Genomic DNA, 17,344 nt, shown 5'->3' with positions numbered 1-17,344 from the left:
GGTGCGTCTCGGACCCCGCTACCTGACCCTGTGGCAGACGCTGGAGGCCAACACCCGCGGCGGCAAGCGCTTCCGCCCGCTGATGGTGATCTCCGCGTACGAGGCCCACGGCGGCCAGGATCCGGAGGCCGCTGCCCATCTCGGCGCGGCGTTCGAGCTGCTGCACACCGCGCTGATCGTGCACGACGACGTGATCGACCGCGACTTCGTGCGCCGCGGCGGCCCGAACGTCTCGGGCAGCTACCGCGACGAGGCGACGACCGCGGGCCTCTCCATCCCGATCGCCGAGCACCGCGGGACCTCGGTGGCCGTGATCGCCGGGGACCTCGCCCTCACCGGCGCCCACCGCCTCGTCGAGGGCGTCGGCGCCTCCGACGGCGTGCGGGCCCGCCTGCTCACCCTGCTCGACGAGGCCGTCTTCGCCTCCGCCGCGGGTGAGCTGGCCGATGTGGACTTCTCCCTCATGCCGGGCATGCCCTCGGTCGACGAGGTGCTCGAGATGGAGCGCCTCAAGACGGCCGTCTACTCGTTCGAGGCGCCGCTGCAGGCCGGAGCGATCCTCGCCGGGGCCTCGGACGCCGCGGTGGACGCCCTCGGCGAGTTCGGCCGCTGGATCGGCATCGCCTATCAGATCGTCGACGACCTGCTCGGGGTCTTCGGCTCGGAGGGGCAGACCGGCAAGACCACGCTGGGCGACCTCCGCGAGGGCAAGCGCACCGTCCTCATCGCCCACGCGGCCGGCACGGACTGCTGGCCCGACATCGAGGCGCTGATCGGCGACGAGCACCTCGCGCCCGAGACCGCGGAGAAGGTGCGCGGCATCCTCGAGGAGTGCGGCGCCCGCAGCTACGCCGAGGGGCTCGCGAACCAGTTCGCCGATCGCGCCTGGGCGGCTCTGGAGACGCCCGCGGTGTCGGAGGCCTTCCGCAACGAGGTCCGCCCGCTCGTGGCCAGCGTGGTCGGGCGCACCCGATGAGCGCTGTCCGCCACGCGCGGATGCGCGCGACGATGCGCTCCGCCCGGCCGAGCCCCCGTACGGTGGCACGATGAGCCGCCAGAGCGAACTGTACGACCGCGTCGCGCACGAGTCGTCCGCGCAGGTGATCCGCCGCTACTCCACCTCCTTCGGGCTGGCCACGCGCCTGCTCGCCCCGGGCGTCCGCGAGCGGGTGGAGGACGTCTACGCCCTCGTGCGCGTCGCCGACGAGATCGTCGACGGCGTCGCCGAGGAGGCCCGTCTCGACCGGGCCGCGGTGGAGGAGTCCCTCGACGCCTTCGAGGCAGAGACCGAGCGCGCGCTCGCCTCCGGCTACAGCTCCAACCTCGTGATCCACGCCTTCGCGCGGACCGCGCGGGCGACCGGATTCGGCACCGAGCTCACCCGGCCGTTCTTCGCGTCGATGCGCGCCGACCTCCGCGAGACCGAGCACACCCCCGAGTCCTTCGAGGCCTACGTCTACGGCTCCGCCGAGGTCGTCGGGCTGATGTGCCTGCACGTGTTCCTCGCGGCGCCGGACGCGGGGCTCGTCTCCGAGACCGCCCGCGAGCGGCTCGTGGCCGGAGCGCGCCGCCTGGGCGCCGCGTTCCAGAAGGTCAACTTCCTCCGCGATCTCGCCGCCGACGTCGACGGCCTCGGCCGCAGCTACTTCCCCGGAGTCGACCCGCGGGCGTTCTCCGAGCGCGACAAGGCCTCGCTGCTCGCCGACCTCGACGACGACCTCGCCGAGGCCGCAGCCATCGTGGCCGAGCTCCCGCGCTCGAGTCGGCGCGCGGTCCTGCTGGCCCACTCCCTCTTCGCCGCCCTGGCCGACCGGATCCGCGCGACGCCCGCCGAGGAGCTCCTCCGCGCCCGCGTCAGCGTGCCCACGGCCGCCAAGGCGGCGCTCGCGGCCAAGGCGGCCGTGTCGACGCTCGGTCCGCGCCTGGGCCCCGGCCCCGTCCGCGCGACCCGCTCGAGGACCGGCCCGCACCGCGCCGTCGTCATCGGCGGGGGGATCGGCGGACTCGCCTCCGCCGCGCTGCTCGCGCGCGACGGCTACGACGTGACCCTCCTGGAGGCGCGCGAGGCCGTCGGCGGCCGCGCCGGCTCGTGGGAGCACGAGGGCTTCCGCTTCGACACCGGTCCCTCCTGGTACCTGATGCCCGAGGTGTTCGACCACTTCTTCCGCCTCATGGGCACCAGCGCCGAGGAGCGCCTCGACCTCGTCACGCTCGACCCCGGCTACCGGGTCTACAGCGAGGGCGTCGACGAGCCGATCGACGTGCTCGCCGACCTCGAGTCGAACCTCGCGCTCTTCGAGAGCATCGAGCCCGGAGCGGGCGAGCGGATGCGCGCATACCTCGACTCCGCGCGCGACACCTACGAGATGGCCAAGCGCCGCTTCCTCTACACGAGCTTCTCGTCCTTCCTCCCGCTGCTGCGCCGCGACGTGCTCAGCCGGACCGGGAGGCTCGGCCGCCTGCTGCTCACTCCGCTCGACACGTTCGCGGCGACGGCGGTCACCGACAACCGGCTGCGCCAGATCCTCGGCTACCCGGCCGTCTTCCTCGGCTCCTCGCCGTTCGCCGCGCCGAGCATGTACCACCTGATGAGCCACCTCGACCTCGCCGACGGCGTGCTCTATCCGATGGGCGGATTCACGAAGCTGATCGAGGCGGTCGCCGACGTCGCCGAGGAGGCCGGCGTCACCGTCCGCACGTCCTCGCCCGCGACGCGGATCCTCACCGCCCGCTCGCCCCGCGGCCGACGCCGCGGCGCCGAGGTCGTCGGAGTCGAGTTCACGGGCCCCGACGGCACGGAGCGGATCCCCGCCGACCTGGTCGTCAACGCCTCCGACCTCTTCACCACCGAGCAGTCGCTCCTCCCCGAGGAGCTGCGGACCTACCCGCCCGCCTACTGGGAGAAGCGCGAGCCCGGCCCGAGCGCCGTCCTCGTCCTCCTGGGCGTGCGCGGGGAGCTGCCCGAGCTCGAGCACCACACCCTGCTCTTCACGAAGGACTGGCGCGACAACTTCGACAAGATCTTCGGCGAGCACCCGACCGTCCCCGATCCCGCGTCGATCTACGTCTGCCGCCCGAGCGCGACCGACGCGAGCACGGCTCCGGAGGGGCACGAGAACCTGTTCGTGCTCGTGCCGATCCCCGCCGACACCTCGATCGGCCACGGCGGAGTCGACGGCGCGGGCGACGCGCGCGTCGAGGCCATCGCCGACCAGGCCATCGCGCAGATCGCGTCCTGGACCGGCGCGACCGACCTGGCCGAGCGGATCGTCGTCCGCCGCACCATCGGCCCGGCCGACTTCGAGAGCGACCTCGGCGCCTGGCGCGGCTCGATGCTCGGACCGGCCCACGTCCTCTCGCAGAGCGCCTTCTTCCGCGCCGGGAACGTCAGCCGGCACGTCGACGGCCTGCTCTTCGCCGGCAGCTCCACGATCCCCGGCATCGGCCTGCCGATGTGCATCATCAGCGCCGAGGTCATGCTCAAGCGCGTGCGCGGCGACGTGTCGACCGAGCCGCTGCCCGTGCGGGAGGCGCCGTCCGCTCCGGTCGCGCCCGTCGCCGTGGGGGAGTAGGCGTGGGGATCCTCTACCTGCTCGCGCTCCTCGTCTCGATCACCGGGATGATCGTGCTCGACCGCCGCTTCCGGCTGTTCTTCTGGGCGGACGCGCGACGCGCGGCGATCGTGCTGCCCGTGGGAGTCGCGTTCTTCCTGGTCTGGGACCTCGTGGGGATCGGCCTGGGCGTCTTCTTCCGCGGCGAGACCTCCTACATGACCGGCCTGCAGATCGCGCCGGAGCTCCCGGTCGAGGAGGTCCTCTTCCTCACCCTGCTCTGCTACCTGACGATGGACGTGCACGGCTTCCTCTCGCAGCGCGTCTCCCGGCGGGCGGAGGCGCGCGCGTGACCTACCTCCTCCTCAACGCCGTGTTCCTCGCGGTGGTGCTGGTGCTGCTGCTGCTCGCGCTGCGCCGACGCGTCCTGCGCCTGCCCGCCGTCCTCGGCACGCTCGCCGTGCTGCTGGTGATGACCGCCGTCTTCGACAACATCATGATCGGAGTGGGCCTGCTGGTCGCCTACGACGACGACCTGATCTCGGGGATCCGGATCGGCGTCGCTCCGATCGAGGACTTCGCCTACGCGATCGCCGCGGCCCTCGCCCTCCCGGCGCTCTGGGTGCTCCTGCCCTCGCGTCGTCGGAGCGAGCCGTGAACCGGCTGCGCGCGCTGTTCGTCTCGAGCCGCCCGCTGAGCTGGGTCAACACCGCCTACCCGTTCGCGGCGGCGTACCTGCTGACCACCCGCGAGATCGACCTCGCCTTCGTGCTCGGCACGATCTACTTCCTCATCCCCTACAACCTCGCGATGTACGGGATCAACGACGTCTTCGACTACGAGTCCGACCTGCGGAACCCCCGCAAGGGCGGCGTCGAGGGCGCCGTGCTCGACCGGAGCGAGCACCGCGCGACGCTGATCGCGGCGGTGGCCACGAACGTGCCGTTCCTGGTGGCGCTCGTGCTGCTCGGATCCCCGGTCTCGTGGCTGGTCCTCGCGATCAGCGTCTTCGCGGTGATCGCCTACAGTGCGCCGGGGCTCCGCTTCAAGGAGCGTCCGTTCGTCGACTCGCTGACCTCGGCGACCCACTTCGTCAGCCCGGCCGTCTACGGGATCGCCCTCGCGGGCACCGTGGTCACCGGACCTCTCGTGGCGCTGCTCGTGGCGTTCTTCCTCTGGGGGATCGCGAGCCACGCCTTCGGCGCGGTGCAGGACATCCTGGCCGACCGGGCGGGCGGCATCGGCTCGATCGCGACCGTGATCGGAGCGAAGGCGACCACGCGCTTCGCCATCGCAGCCTACGTCGCGAGCGGCCTGCTCCTGCTCCTGCTGCCCTGGCCGGGGACTCTCGCGGCGATCCTCGCGGTGCCGTACGCGGTGAGCATCTGGCCGTACCGGTCGCTCGAGGACGCCGAGGCGGAGCGGGCGAATGCGGGCTGGAAGCGCTTCCTCGCGCTGAACTTCCTGACCGGCTTCCTCGTCACGCTCCTGCTGATCGTGTTCTGGATCGCCACGGTCTGATCCGCGGCCGGCGGCGCGCGGGGAGGGGCGTCGCCAGCGACTCCGCGGTCCGGGCCTCGTCAGTCCCGGCGGGCGTGCGGAGCGAGCCGCGGCTCCGGCACGACGGGGGCGGTGGCCGGCGGGCGGCGCACCGGCAGGAGCAGCACCAGCCCGACGGCGAGGACGAGGACGAGCCCGAGGATGCCCCAGTACTGCACGTTCGCCTCGCCGCTGCCCGAGACGGCCGCGGCGATCGAGACGGCGGCTGCGAAGGCGGCGGGCGCGAGGAACGAGGCCGCCCGCCCGGTGGTCGCGTAGAGGCCGAAGATCTCGCCCTCCCGTCCCTCCGGAATGAGGCGGGCCAGGTAGCTGCGGCTCGCCGACTGCGCCGGGCCGACGAACAGGCACAGCAGCAGGCCGAAGATCCAGAACACCGTGCTCCCCCCGTCGTGCAGGACGAAGACGGCGGTGCCGCAGACGACCAGGCCGATGAGCGAGGCGACGATCACGGCCTTGGGGCCGATGCGGTCGTCGAGCGCGCCGACCGAGATGGTCGCCACTCCGGCCACGACGTTCGCCGCGATGGCGAACAGGATCACCTCGCCGGCGTCGAAGCCGAAGGTGCCCTGCGCCAGCACGCCGCCGAAGGTGAAGACCCCGGTGAGCCCGTCGCGGAACACCGCGCTGGCGATGAGGAAGGCCACGGTGCTGCGGCTCTCGCGCCAGAGGCCGGCGACCTGCGCGAAGAGCGCGCGGTAGGAGGCGATCACCCCGACGCGCTCCGCCCGGCTCGCGCGCGCCGGCGTCTCCGGCACCGCGACCAGCACAGGCAGGGCGAAGACGGCGAACCACACGCCGGCGACCAGGATCGAGACGCGCACGTCGAGGCCGTCGTCCCCCGTCACTCCGAAGAGCCCGACCTCGGGCGAGATGAAGCCGAAGTACACGATCAGCAGCAGGACGATGCCGCCCACGTAGCCCATGCCCCAGCCGAAGCCGGAGACGCGGCCGATGGTCGCCCGGGTCGAGACCTGGAGGAGCATCGCGTTGTAGTTGACGCTCGCGAACTCGAAGAAGACCGTGCCGACCGCGAGCAGTCCGAGTCCCAGCCAGAGGAGGGCCGGGTCGGGGCGCACGAGGAACATCAGCAGGATGCAGAGGACGACGACGGCGGAGTGGATCCCCAGCCAGAGCCGGCGGCGCCCGCCGAGGTCGGCCCGGCGGCCGGTGATCGGCGCGATCACGGCGACGACCACGCCGGCGGCGGCGAGGGACCAGCCGAGCGCGGCCGAGACTCCGCTCGAGGTGCCGAAGAGCCCGTCGGTGGTCAGGTAGACGGTGAAGACGAAGGTGGTCACCACCGCGTTGAAGGCCGATCCGCCCCAGTCCCACAGGCCCCAGGCGAGGACGGGCCAGCGGCCGGTGCGCGTCGTCATGGGCCCACCGTAGGGGGAGGAGGTGAACGGCCGGAAGCGGCGGGACCCGTGAGTCTGAGAGTTGAGCCGATGCGACTCAACTTCTCGCCTCCGGACTTGACGCGAGACGACGGATGCGTAAACTTGAGCGTGCGGGGCTCAACTCCCGCAGAGGATTCCGCACCACCCGTCAACTGACCGGCAGCCGCCCGCGCGACGCCGATCGCGAAGGAGAACAACGCATATGTCCCGTGCCGTAGGCATCGACCTGGGAACCACCAACTCTGTCGTGGCCGTCCTCGAGGGAGGCGAGCCCACCGTCATCGCCAACGCCGAGGGCTTCCGCACCACGCCGTCCGTCGTGGCGTTCACTAAGGACGGGGAGGTGCTCGTCGGCGAGACCGCGAAGCGCCAGGCCGTCACCAACGTCGACCGCACCATCGCGTCGGTCAAGCGCCACATGGGCACCGACTGGACCTTCGGCGTGGAGGACAAGAAGTACACCCCGCAGGAGATCTCGGCCCGCATCCTGGGCAAGCTCAAGCGCGACGCGGAGCAGTACCTGGGCGACAAGGTGACCGACGCGGTCATCACCGTCCCGGCCTACTTCAACGACGCCGAGCGCCAGGCGACCAAGGACGCCGGCGAGATCGCCGGACTCAACGTCCTGCGCATCATCAACGAGCCCACCGCGGCCGCGCTGGCCTACGGCCTCGACAAGGGCAAGGAGGACGAGCTCATCCTCGTCTTCGACCTCGGCGGCGGAACGTTCGACGTCTCCCTCCTCGAGGTGGGCAAGGACGACGACTTCTCGACCATCCAGGTCCGTGCGACCTCGGGCGACAACCGCCTCGGCGGCGACGACTGGGACCAGCGCGTCGTCGACCACCTGGTCAAGCGCTTCAAGGACTCGACCGGCGTCGACGTCTCGAAGGACAAGATCGCGCGTCAGCGCCTCAAGGAGGCCGCGGAGCAGGCGAAGAAGGAGCTCTCCTCGAGCACCTCGACCAGCATCCAGCTGCCCTACCTCTCGCTCACCGAGAACGGTCCGGCGAACCTCGACGAGACGCTCACCCGCGCCAAGTTCGAGGAGCTCACCAGCGACCTGATCGAGCGCACCCGCAAGCCCTTCACCGACGTCATCGCCGAGGCGGGCGTCAAGGTCGAGGACATCGCTCACGTGGTCCTCGTCGGCGGCTCGACCCGCATGCCGGCCGTCGCCGAGCTCGTCAAGAAGCTCACCGGGGGCAAGGAGCCCAACAAGGGCGTCAACCCGGACGAGGTCGTCGCCGTCGGCGCCGCGCTGCAGGCCGGCGTCCTCAAGGGCGAGCGCAAGGACGTCCTCCTGATCGACGTGACCCCGCTCTCGCTGGGCATCGAGACCAAGGGCGGGATCATGACGAAGCTCATCGAGCGCAACACCGCGATCCCGACCAAGAGGTCCGAGACCTTCACCACGGCCGACGACAACCAGCCGTCCGTCGCGATCCAGGTCTTCCAGGGCGAGCGCGAGTTCACCCGCGACAACAAGAACCTGGGCACGTTCGAGCTGACCGGCATCGCGCCGGCCCCGCGCGGCATCCCGCAGGTCGAGGTCACCTTCGACATCGACGCCAACGGCATCGTCCACGTGTCCGCGAAGGACAAGGGCACCGGCAAGGAGCAGTCGATGACGATCACGGGCGGCTCGTCGCTGCCCAAGGACGACATCGACCGCATGGTCCGCGAGGCCGAGGAGCACGCCGCCGAGGACAAGGCCCGCCGCGAGGCCGCCGAGATCCGCAACAACGCCGAGACCCTGGCGTACTCGATCGACAAGCTGATCAAGGACAACGAGGACAAGCTGCCCGAGGACGTCAAGTCCGAGGTGCAGGGAGACGTCGACGCGCTGAAGACCGCGCTCGCCGGCGACGACGACGCGGCCGTCAAGACCGCGTTCGACGCCCTCAACGCCTCGCAGACCAAGATCGGCCAGGCGATCTACTCCCAGGACCAGGCCGCGCAGAGCGCCCCCGCGGACGCTCCGGCCGACGGTGACAAGAAGGACGACGAGGACATCGTCGACGCCGAGGTCATCGACGAGGACGAGCCGAAGGACACGAAGTAGCCATGGCAGCCGAGAACGAGCCCCAGGACCTCCCCGAGGAGCAGCCGGCCACCGGCGGCGAGGCGGGAGCCGAGGCGGCGCAGGACGCCCAGGACCAGGAGGGCCTCATCGAGGCCGAGGGGCCCGACGTCGAGACCAGCCTCTCGGACGCCGACCTCTCGTTCCTCTCGGGACAGTCCAGCGCCGAGACGCTCGCAGCCGAGCACCTCGCCGACCTCCAGCGGGTGACCGCGGAGTACGCGAACTACCGCAAGCGCACCGAGGCGAACCGCCAGGTCGACAAGGAGCGGGCGATCGGCGACGCGGTGAAGGTCATCCTCCCCGTGCTCGACGACCTCGACCGCGCCGAGAAGCACGGCGACCTCGCCGAGGGCGGGCCCTTCACGGCCATCGCGCAGAAGCTGCGCGGCGGAGTGGAGAAGCTCGGCCTGGTGAAGACCGGCGCCGTGGGCGACCTGTTCGACCCGAACATCCACGAGGCGATCTTCCAGCAGCCCACCCCCGGCGCCGAGACCTCCACGGTCGCGGACGTCGTCGAGGCGGGCTACTACCTCGGAGGCTCGCTGCTGCGGGCCGCCAAGGTGGTCGTGGCAGTCCCCGCCGACTGACCCCTCCACCGGCACCACCACCGCGGAGGACCCCGCCCCGCTCGGCAGCACGCTGCCGGACCGGGGCGGGGTCCCTCGCCGCATTCGACACAGGAAGAGGCACATGGCCAGCCAGGATTGGTTCGACAAGGACTTCTACAAGGTCCTCGGCGTGTCCAAGGACGTCTCCGCCGCGGACCTGAAGAAGACCTACCGCAAGCTCGCCCGCCAGTTCCACCCCGACTCCAACCCGGGGGACGCGAAGGCCGAGGCGCGCTTCAAGGAGATCAGCGAGGCGTACACCGTGCTCTCGGACGCCGAGCAGCGCAAGGAGTACGACCAGATCCGCGCCATGGGCGGCGGAGCGCGCTTCACCGCGGGAGGCCAGCCCGGAGGGTTCGACGACGTCTTCGGCGGCATGTTCGGCCAGGGCGGGCGCACCTCCTACAGCACCCAGCAGGGCCCGCCGCCCGGCTTCGAGGACATCCTCGGCGGCATGTTCGGCGGCGGAGGCAGCCGCTTCGGCCAGCCCAGCGGCGGCTACCGCGGCTTCGGCGGCCCGCAGAAGGGCGCCGACGTCACCGCCAGCACCACCATCGACTTCCGCACCGCGACCCGGGGCGACACCGTCCAGTTGCAGACCGGCGACGGGCGCACCCTCTCGGTGCGCATCCCGGCCGGCGTGGCCGACGACCAGAAGATCCGCGTCCGCGGCAAGGGCCGCCCCAGCCCGGACGGCGGCGATCCCGGCGACCTGGTGCTCACCGTCTCGGTCCGCAAGCATCCGGTGTTCGAGCGCGACGGGCTGAACCTGCGCGTGACGGTGCCCGTGACCTTCGTCGAGGCCGTCTTCGGCGCGACGATCGAGGTGCCGACGCTCGGCGGCGAGCCCGTCAGGCTCCGGGTCGCCGCAGGCACCCCGAGCGGCCGCGTCCTGCGCGTCAAGGGCCGCGGCGTCACGACTCCCAAGGGCACGGGCGACCTGCTCGCCGTCCTGCAGGTCGCCGTCCCGAGCCACCTGTCCGCCGCCGCCCGTGAGGCCCTCGAGGCCTACGCCGCCGCCGAGCCGGACGAGGACCCGCGCGAGGACATCCTGGAGAAGGCCCGCTACTAGCACCGGATCGGCGCGACCGGTCGGAGGAGGAGACATGGACGAGAACACGCCCGTCTTCGCGATCGCCGTCGCCGCCGAGCTGGCGGGGATGCACCCGCAGACCCTGCGGCAGTACGACCGGCTCGGGCTCGTGAGCCCGACCCGCACCGCGGGCAAGTCGCGCCGCTACTCGATGCGCGACGTGGTGCAGCTGCGCGAGGTCGCCCGGCTCTCCTCCGAGGGCGTCTCGCTCGAGGGCATCGCGCGCATCCTGCAGCTCGAGAACCAGGTGCAGTCGCTCTCGCAGCGGGTGCGCGAGCTGGAGTCGGCCCTTGCCGACGAGCTCCTGAACCGGCCGGGCCGCCGCGTGTTCGCCGCCGGACTCGAGGGGGACGTGGTCACTCTGCGCCACGGCACGCGCGCGCAGCGCCGGACCGAGCTGGTCGTCTGGCGCCCCGCGCCACGATCAGAGGCCGACGACGACGCCACGCCCTGAACGAGGGGTAGCCTGACCGGGCGCCGCCCCGTCATCGCGGCGCCCGTCCCTCCGCTCGGGGCGGAGAGCAGGAGGACCGCCGTGGACCACGACAGAAGTACCCCGCGCGACGAGCGCGACGCCCGCAGGGAGCAGGCCGCCCAGGAGCAGGCCCCCCAGGAGCAGGCGTCGGACGCCTCGCGACAGGAGCAGGCCCCGGACGCCACGCGCGCGTCCCGCAGGACGCCCGTCGTCCCCGACAACGGGTTCTCCCGCGAGTCCTACGCGATCCACGCCGCCCGCAGCGACCTCCCCCTCTTCTCGGAGGCGCTGAACGTCGGCCGCGACGACTCCGGCTGGCTGTCGTCGCTCTCGAGCACCCTCGCCGGACCCACCGGGCCGGTCGGCTCCCCGGACTCGGCCGCCGAGACGGCGCAGGCCGCGCTCGACCGCCGCACCCGCCGTCGGAGAGACGAGTCCGACTCCTGAGCCGCGGCTCCGGCTAGTCGCGCAGGCGCGTGGCGGCCATCCGGGCGTCTACCAGGCGGCCGCCGCTGAGGCGGGCGAGGATCACGGAGCCGAACGGCAGCGCGCGCACGAGGGGCAGACCCTCGACCCGCTCCTCGTCCGTGTAGCCGAGGAGGACGTACATCCCGACCACGGCGATCGCGGCGATCGTCGCGACCCGCGCCGGGATCTGGTCCATCGTGCCGCCTCCGCCGTCGATCGGCTCGGCGAGCGTGACGCACATGAGGAAGATCGACGCGTAGACCGCCAGGTGCACGTGGGAGCGGCTCCACGGGCGCGCGAGCGCGGCGATCGGCAGGATCCAGAGGGCGTACCAGGGGTGGATGGCGGTCGACGCCGTCACGAACGCGAGCAGCGCACCGGACAGGCGGGCGAGCGGATCGATGGAGCGCCGCGACAGCATGAGGCGCGCAGCGATCAGGCCGGCGAGCCCGAGCGCGAGGATCTTGACCACGGCGATCGCCGCGGCGGGGTCGTGACCGGTGAACTCGACGGCGCGGGAGACCGAGACCGTGACGAACGACATCGGCGCGTACCAGTGCAGGATCGAGCCGGGCACGACCATCGCCGCGACCCAGCCGACCCCGACGCCCGCGAGCAGCCCGACGGCGACCACGAGGCCGAGCGCTCCGGCGCCCGTCCAGAGCCAGCCGCGGGTGCGCTCACGCCACGTCGCGTCGTGGCGCAGCCACAGGAGCGCGAGCACGGGGAGCGCGATCACGGCGATCGGCTTGATCGCGATCGCTCCGGCCATCAGCACGACGGCGGCGATGCGCCGGTCGGTCTGGGCGTAGTAGAGCGACGCGAGGATGAGCGCCAGCATCACGGAGTCGTTGTGGCCGGCGACGACGAAGAGCACGAGGGTCAGCGGGTTGGCGACGATCGTCCAGGCGGTGAGCGGGACCGAGAGGCCGCGCAGGCGCGCCAGGCGGAGCGCGTAGACGGCCATGACGGCCACGCCCGCGACCGACACGGCGCGGAGCATCGCGATCGAGAGCTCCGGTGCGCCGTAGCCCGCGAACTGCACGGCGGTGCGCTCGATCAGGAGGTAGAGGGGCCCGTAGGGCGTGGGCGTGTCGGCCCAGAGCGGGTCGACGCCGAGGTCGAACCAGCCCGGGAGCGTCGCGACGCCGTGGGTGTAGGGGTCGATGCCCTGGGTCATCAGGCGACCCTGCGCCACGTAGGAGAACATGTCGTGGCTGAACAGCGGCACCGTCACGAGGAGCGGAGCGGTCCAGGCGAGGGCCGCCACCACGATGGTGCGGACGGAGCCGGGGCCCGCCGCGAGCGCGACCGTGCGCAGGCGGAGCCACGCGATCAGCAGCAGCATCCCGCCGCCCACGACGAGGGCGCCGCTGGACTCGGTGAGCCAGCCCGTGGCGCGGATCGAGGCGACGAGAGGCCAGTCGCGGATGGGCGAGCCGGCGGGCAGGTAGCCCACGCCGAGCGAGCCGAGGAGGATCGCGATCGAGCCCAGCAGGCCCGTCGCCAGCGGTGCGGCCTCCATGAAGCGGAGCCGCGGTCGGCGCTGCCGTCCCGTTGCCCGGGCCGTGTCCGGCCGCTCGATCGTCCCCCGTGAAGCCATCGGAGCCACGCTAAAGGATGGGACTCCGAAGTGCATGGACGGCCGGTGAACGGTTGATCAGTCGGCGCTCAGGTTGTACAAGCACCCGCACGCGCACCGATCAGGGCAGGCGCGGCACCGGGGCCGGCTCCGCGAAGCGCAGCTGGTTGCCGAACGGATCGATCACGTCGAGCGCGAAGCCGAACGGCGTGCGGGTGATCCGCGGGTTGAGGTAGGGGTACGCCTTCGCGTCGAGCTCGGCGTGCAGCTCGCGGACACCGCGGAGGGCGACGTGCACCGCGGCGCCGGGACTGCCGTCGCGGTGGTGCTCGCTGAGGTGCAGGCGGAGCCCCGAGCGCGACACCTGCAGGTAGAGGGGGGCGTCGAGCGCGGCGCGGTGCTCCCAGTCCACCTCGAAGCCGAGGTAGTCGACGTAGAACTCGCCCGCCTTGGCGACCGAGAAGATCCGCAGGATCGGCACGGCCGCCTCCAGTCGCACCGGCTCGAGCCGGTCCGGCTCCTCCGCGCTCGACCGGTCCCGTGCACGCCGTCTCGTCTCCACGCCACGAGGCTAGCCGCCCCGCGGTCGGCCCGGCGCCGGAGGGTCAGTCGACGAGATCGAGACCGCGCAGCAGTCGGAGGGTCTCGACCCCGGCGGGCGGGCAGCGGCCCGCATCGGAGCCGTCGACCCAGTGCAGCGAGTCGATCTCGCCGCTCGGGCGCGCCTCCCGGTCGAGCTCGGCGGCGAAGACGCTCATGTGGACCTCCCGCCCCTCCGGCTCGCCGTGCGCCTGGGTCCGGACGGTGAACAGGGGCACGAGGCCGAGGGCGACGGCGCCGAGCTCCTCGCGGGTCTCGCGGGCCGCCGCCTCGATCCCGCTCTCGCCCTCGTCGACCTTGCCGCCGGGGAGGTAGAGGACGTCGCGGCCCCGCGCCGTGACCATCAGGACCTGCCGGTCGCGGAGGACGGCGACGGCGGACACGACGATCGGCGGGAGGGTGCTCATCCGCTCATCATGCCCGTCGCGGGCGGACCGTCGCGGCGCCCCCGCGGCTACCATGGGGGCACACCAGAAGGACGCGCGCAGCCGGCGCGCGCCGGGGCCCCGTGCGCCCGAACAGCTGAGGAGCAACCCGTGGCAGAACCCACCACCCTCGACAAAGTCATCACCCTCGCGCAGCACAGGGGATTCGTCTTCCCCTCGGGTGAGATCTACGGGGGCACCCGCTCCGCGTGGGACTACGGGCCGCTCGGCGTGGAGTTCAAGGAGAACATCAAGCGCCAGTGGTGGAAGACCTTCGTGCAGGGCCGGGGCGACGTCGTCGGCCTGGACTCCGCGGTCATCCTGCCCACGGCGATCTGGCACGCCTCGGGACACGTCGGCGTCTTCTCGGACCCGCTGACCGAGTCGCTGATCACCCACAAGCGCTACCGCGCCGACCACCTCTTCGAGAAGTACGAGGAGGTCAACGGCCACCCGCCCGTGAACGGCCTCGCCGACATCCCCGACCCGGAGCACCCCGACAAGGTCGGCCAGTGGACCGAGATCAAGCAGTTCTCGGGCCTGATGAAGACCTACCTCGGCGTCGTCGACGACGAGTCGGGTCTGCACTACCTGCGTCCCGAGACCGCCCAGGGCATCTTCACCAACTTCGCGAACGTGCTGCAGAGCGCCCGTCGCAAGCCGCCCTTCGGCATCGGCCAGATCGGCAAGGCGTTTCGCAACGAGATCACCCCCGGCAACTTCATCTTCCGCACCCGCGAGTTCGAGCAGATGGAGCTCGAGTTCTTCGTCGAGCCCGGCACGGACGAGGAGTGGCAGGAGACCTGGATGCAGCTCGCCTGGGACTGGTTCGTCGGGCTCGGGATGAATTCCGAGAACATCCGGCAGTACGAGCACCCGAAGGACAAGCTCTCCCACTACTCCAAGCGCACCGTCGACATCGAGTACCGCTTCAGCTTCGCCTCGGGCGAGTGGGGCGAGCTGATGGGAGTCGCGAACCGCACCGACTACGACCTCAAGACGCACATCGAGCACTCGGGCAAGGACCTCTCGTTCTTCGACCAGAACAAGAACGAGCGCTACGTGCCGTTCGTGATCGAGCCGTCGTTCGGTCTCACCCGCGCGCTCATGGCGTTCCTCGTCGACGCCTACGAGGAGCAGGAGCTGCCGCCGAACGCCAAGGGCAAGGTCGAGACGCGGACCGTGCTGCACCTCGACCCGCGCCTGGCGCCGGTGAAGGTGGCCGTGCTGCCGCTCTCGCGCAACGAGGCACTCTCGCCGCTCGCGCGCCGCGTCGCCGACCAGCTGCGCCAGCTCTGGAACGTCGACTTCGACGACTCCGGAGCGATCGGCCGCCGCTACCGCCGCCAGGACGAGATCGGCACCCCGTACTGCGTGACCGTCGACTTCGACTCGCTCGAGGACGACGCCGTGACCGTCCGCGACCGCGACACGATGAAGCAGGAGCGCATCCCGCTCGAGCAGCTCGAGTCGTACCTCTTCACCGGGCTCCGCGGGGCCTGACACTCCTCCCGGGACGCCGCCGACCGGACGGGTCGGCGGCGTCCCGCCCGGCGCGGACCAGCCGGCCCTGCGGTCAGCGCTCGCGGGCGAGCAGGGCGAAGACGAGGGTCGAGGTCCACTCGCCCTTGCAGAACTCGTCCTCCCGGTGGTGCGCCTCGAGGCGCATCCCGAGGCGCTCGCAGAGGCGGGCGGACGCGGTGTTCCGAGCGTCGAGCTGCGCGATCACGCGGTGCGCGCCGAGGGTGTCGAACGCGAGGTCGAGCAGCGCCCGGGCGGCCTCGGTCGCGTAGCCGCGCCCCTGCGCCTCCGGGTGCAGCACCCAGCCGATCTCGACCGCCTCCTGCTCGACGGATGTCGCGATGAGCGTGAGGTCGCCGATCATCCGCCCGGCGAGGACGCCCTCCCGGGGGACGATCGCCAGCACGGCCACGTCGCCGTCAGCGGCGAGCCGTGTCGAGGGGAGGCGGCGCTGCAGGTGCGCCCGCGACTCCTCGGGGGTGCGCACCGGCCAGCGGAGGAACCGGACGGCGTCGGCGTCGCCCTGGTAGCGCGCGTGGTCCTCGGCGTCCTCCGGTCCGAGGGGACGCAGGAGCAGGCGCTCGGTGAGCAGCGGCGCGGAGCGCAGCGGCTCCGCGTCGAAGGGGAGCCGGAGGCTCACGCGGTGGCGGCGTCCGCGTCGGGGCGGGCGGCGGCGGCGGGCTCGGCCGGGACCTCGATGCCGAAGAGCGCCTCGAGCCCGGTGAGGTAGGCCCCCTGGGCTCCGGCGCGCGCGTAGTCGCGGGCGCGGACGCTCGGAGTGTGCAGCAGGACGCCGGCGAGGTGGCGGAGCGCCTGCTCGGTGCGGCCGTCCTCGTCGCCGCGCGAGCGGGCCCGCTCGATCTCGGCGTCGAGCGCGTCGAACACGTGGGCGCGCAGGGCGACGACGGCCGGAGTGAGGCTCTTCTCGTCGGCGACGTCCGAGAACTTCCGGGCCGCCTTGTCGACGAGCGCGCGCGCCTGCTGCGACGCGTCGAGCACGTCGAGAGGTGCGTGCAGGCTGATCGTCTCGAGGTCGAGGAGCTCGACGCCGGCGACCGAGGTGACGTCGGAGGCGACGTTGCGCGGCAGGCCCAGGTCGATCACGAGCTGGCGCTCGCGGGAGAAGCCCTGGAGGCGCCCGGCGGCGAGCAGGGCGGCGTCGAGCACCGGCTCCTGGGTCGTGGTGCAGGTGATGACGATGTCGGCCGAGACCGCCTCGAGCGCGAGATCGGAGGCGGCGATGGGCCGGAGCGAGCGGCGGGCGGCGAAGCCCTCGGCGCGGCCGGAGGGGGAGTGCACGGCGATGTCGACCACTCCGCGGTCGCGCAGGGCCGCGACGGTCGCCCGCGCGTAGCTGCCGGTACCGACGAGGAGGACGCGGGCGGCCCGCCAGTCGGTGACGCGGCTCGCGGCCAGGTCGAGCGCGAGGCGCACAATCGAGCGGCCGGCGCTGCCGAGGCCGGTGCGGTTCTTGATGCCGCGCGAGGTCTGCGAGGCGCGCTGGAACAGCCGCTCGAGCTCGGAGGAGGTGGTGCCGAGGCGGCGCGCCTCCTCGAGGGACCGGCGGACCTGGCCCGCGATCTCGCCCTCGCCGACCACGACGGACTCGAGCCCGCTGGAGACGGCGAAGAGGTGCTCGGCCACCCGGTCGCCCGAGACGACGTCGACGCTCCCGCGCAGCTCGTCCTGCTCGACGCCGGTCGCGGCGCTGACAGCGGCGGTGGCGGCCTCGACGGCGACGGCCTGCGCGGCGGTCAGCGGCTCCTCGATGTCGAGGTAGGCCTCGAAGCGGTTGCAGGTCGCGACGACGACGGCTCCGGAGACGAAGTCGATCCCCTCGGAGAGGGCCGCGGTCACGGCGGAGGAGTCGACGGAGAGCTTCTCGAGGAGATCGAAGCTGGCGTTCTTGTGCGACGCCGTCAGACACAGAAGCACCACGTCAGTCTACGCGCGCTCTGCGGGGCGGGGTCCCCGGACT

Annotated in this window: 17 protein-coding genes; 11 read left to right on the top strand and 6 right to left on the bottom strand. The window is 72.2% G+C overall.

All coding sequences use genetic code 11. The features are described from left to right. Position 1: 1 nt before the first annotated feature. The 5 genes from C5C33_RS03395 to C5C33_RS03375 all read left to right on the top strand — a co-directional run bounded on the left by C5C33_RS03395 (position 2) and on the right by C5C33_RS03375 (position 5,072). Positions 2-976 (top strand): polyprenyl synthetase family protein, encoded by a 975-nt coding sequence (locus C5C33_RS03395; protein WP_244229492.1) that lies wholly within the window; start codon positions 2-4, stop codon positions 974-976. Between the two features lie 70 nt (positions 977-1,046). Continuing rightward, a complete protein-coding gene (gene crtI / locus C5C33_RS03390; protein ID WP_104260419.1) occupies positions 1,047-3,572 on the top strand; it encodes a phytoene desaturase family protein in 2,526 nt (841 codons plus the stop codon). A gap of 2 nt (positions 3,573-3,574) precedes the next feature. Next, on the top strand, positions 3,575-3,904 hold the full coding sequence (locus C5C33_RS03385) for a lycopene cyclase domain-containing protein (protein WP_104255346.1): 330 nt from the start codon (positions 3,575-3,577) through the stop codon (positions 3,902-3,904). Further along, complete coding sequence (locus C5C33_RS03380; protein ID WP_104222893.1) at positions 3,901-4,209, top strand: lycopene cyclase domain-containing protein; 309 nt, start codon at positions 3,901-3,903, stop codon at positions 4,207-4,209. Before C5C33_RS03385 ends, C5C33_RS03380 begins: the two co-directional genes overlap by 4 nt. Next, the gene (locus C5C33_RS03375; RefSeq protein ID WP_104222892.1) at positions 4,206-5,072 is read left to right on the top strand and encodes a prenyltransferase; all 867 of its coding nucleotides are present in this window, start codon (positions 4,206-4,208) and stop codon (positions 5,070-5,072) included. The genes C5C33_RS03380 and C5C33_RS03375 overlap by 4 nt, the downstream gene beginning before the upstream one ends. Before the next feature lie 59 nt (positions 5,073-5,131). On the opposite strand, the gene C5C33_RS03370 is transcribed toward C5C33_RS03375, so the two are convergent. Beyond that, entirely contained in the window at positions 5,132-6,487 is a 1,356-nt protein-coding gene (locus C5C33_RS03370; RefSeq protein ID WP_104260418.1) for an MFS transporter, read from the bottom strand. Positions 6,488-6,710: 223 nt separating this feature from the next. Here C5C33_RS03370 and dnaK point away from each other — a divergent pair, with 223 nt between their 5' ends. From dnaK to C5C33_RS03345, 5 genes are all read left to right on the top strand, one after another. Further along, the gene (gene dnaK, locus C5C33_RS03365) at positions 6,711-8,573 is read left to right on the top strand and encodes a molecular chaperone DnaK (RefSeq protein WP_104222890.1); all 1,863 of its coding nucleotides are present in this window, start codon (positions 6,711-6,713) and stop codon (positions 8,571-8,573) included. Positions 8,574-8,575: 2 nt separating this feature from the next. Further along, complete coding sequence (locus C5C33_RS03360) at positions 8,576-9,181, top strand: nucleotide exchange factor GrpE (protein WP_104222889.1); 606 nt, start codon at positions 8,576-8,578, stop codon at positions 9,179-9,181. A gap of 103 nt (positions 9,182-9,284) precedes the next feature. Then, positions 9,285-10,274: a DnaJ C-terminal domain-containing protein gene (locus C5C33_RS03355; RefSeq protein ID WP_104260417.1), complete on the top strand. Its 990-nt coding sequence runs from the start codon at positions 9,285-9,287 to the stop codon at positions 10,272-10,274. Between the two features lie 34 nt (positions 10,275-10,308). Then, the gene (locus C5C33_RS03350) at positions 10,309-10,749 is read left to right on the top strand and encodes a heat shock protein transcriptional repressor HspR (RefSeq protein WP_104222887.1); all 441 of its coding nucleotides are present in this window, start codon (positions 10,309-10,311) and stop codon (positions 10,747-10,749) included. Positions 10,750-10,830: 81 nt separating this feature from the next. After that, a complete protein-coding gene (locus C5C33_RS03345; RefSeq protein ID WP_104260416.1) occupies positions 10,831-11,217 on the top strand; it encodes a hypothetical protein in 387 nt (128 codons plus the stop codon). Between the two features lie 13 nt (positions 11,218-11,230). Here the strand turns inward: C5C33_RS03345 and mptB are convergent, their stop codons facing one another. The 3 genes from mptB to C5C33_RS03330 all read right to left on the bottom strand — a co-directional run bounded on the left by mptB (position 11,231) and on the right by C5C33_RS03330 (position 13,827). Beyond that, complete coding sequence (gene mptB, locus C5C33_RS03340; protein WP_146078786.1) at positions 11,231-12,841, bottom strand: polyprenol phosphomannose-dependent alpha 1,6 mannosyltransferase MptB; 1,611 nt, start codon at positions 12,839-12,841, stop codon at positions 11,231-11,233. Between the two features lie 100 nt (positions 12,842-12,941). After that, positions 12,942-13,382: a glyoxalase superfamily protein gene (locus C5C33_RS03335; protein WP_208543318.1), complete on the bottom strand. Its 441-nt coding sequence runs from the start codon at positions 13,380-13,382 to the stop codon at positions 12,942-12,944. Between the two features lie 43 nt (positions 13,383-13,425). Continuing rightward, positions 13,426-13,827: an NUDIX domain-containing protein gene (locus C5C33_RS03330; RefSeq protein ID WP_104260415.1), complete on the bottom strand. Its 402-nt coding sequence runs from the start codon at positions 13,825-13,827 to the stop codon at positions 13,426-13,428. Between the two features lie 129 nt (positions 13,828-13,956). Here C5C33_RS03330 and C5C33_RS03325 point away from each other — a divergent pair, with 129 nt between their 5' ends. After that, the gene (locus C5C33_RS03325; protein ID WP_104260414.1) at positions 13,957-15,348 is read left to right on the top strand and encodes a glycine--tRNA ligase; all 1,392 of its coding nucleotides are present in this window, start codon (positions 13,957-13,959) and stop codon (positions 15,346-15,348) included. Between the two features lie 73 nt (positions 15,349-15,421). Here C5C33_RS03325 and C5C33_RS03320 read toward each other — a convergent pair whose 3' ends face one another. Both C5C33_RS03320 and C5C33_RS03315 read right to left on the bottom strand, forming a co-directional pair. After that, complete coding sequence (locus C5C33_RS03320) at positions 15,422-16,006, bottom strand: GNAT family N-acetyltransferase (RefSeq protein WP_258059379.1); 585 nt, start codon at positions 16,004-16,006, stop codon at positions 15,422-15,424. Further along, complete coding sequence (locus tag C5C33_RS03315) at positions 16,003-17,301, bottom strand: glutamyl-tRNA reductase (RefSeq protein ID WP_104260433.1); 1,299 nt, start codon at positions 17,299-17,301, stop codon at positions 16,003-16,005. Before C5C33_RS03315 ends, C5C33_RS03320 begins: the two co-directional genes overlap by 4 nt. Positions 17,302-17,344 lie beyond the last annotated feature (43 nt).

This window comes from Rathayibacter sp. AY1H3 (assembly GCF_002932015.1).
Note: the sequence above shows the minus strand (reverse complement) of the source record. Positions and strands in the feature narration are given on the sequence as shown.

What these genes read in the sequence shown, in the direction of transcription:
- crtI (WP_104260419.1), top strand. Translation starts at nt 1,047, where the DNA reads ATGAGCCGCCAGAGCGAACTGTACGACCGCGTCGCGCACGAGTCGTCC.
- C5C33_RS03370 (WP_104260418.1), bottom strand. Translation starts at nt 6,487, where the DNA reads ATGACGACGCGCACCGGCCGCTGGCCCGTCCTCGCCTGGGGCCTGTGG.
- dnaK (WP_104222890.1), top strand. Translation starts at nt 6,711, where the DNA reads ATGTCCCGTGCCGTAGGCATCGACCTGGGAACCACCAACTCTGTCGTG.
- C5C33_RS03360 (WP_104222889.1), top strand. Translation starts at nt 8,576, where the DNA reads ATGGCAGCCGAGAACGAGCCCCAGGACCTCCCCGAGGAGCAGCCGGCC.
- C5C33_RS03355 (WP_104260417.1), top strand. Translation starts at nt 9,285, where the DNA reads ATGGCCAGCCAGGATTGGTTCGACAAGGACTTCTACAAGGTCCTCGGC.
- C5C33_RS03350 (WP_104222887.1), top strand. Translation starts at nt 10,309, where the DNA reads ATGGACGAGAACACGCCCGTCTTCGCGATCGCCGTCGCCGCCGAGCTG.
- mptB (WP_146078786.1), bottom strand. Translation starts at nt 12,841, where the DNA reads ATGGCTTCACGGGGGACGATCGAGCGGCCGGACACGGCCCGGGCAACG.
- C5C33_RS03330 (WP_104260415.1), bottom strand. Translation starts at nt 13,827, where the DNA reads ATGAGCACCCTCCCGCCGATCGTCGTGTCCGCCGTCGCCGTCCTCCGC.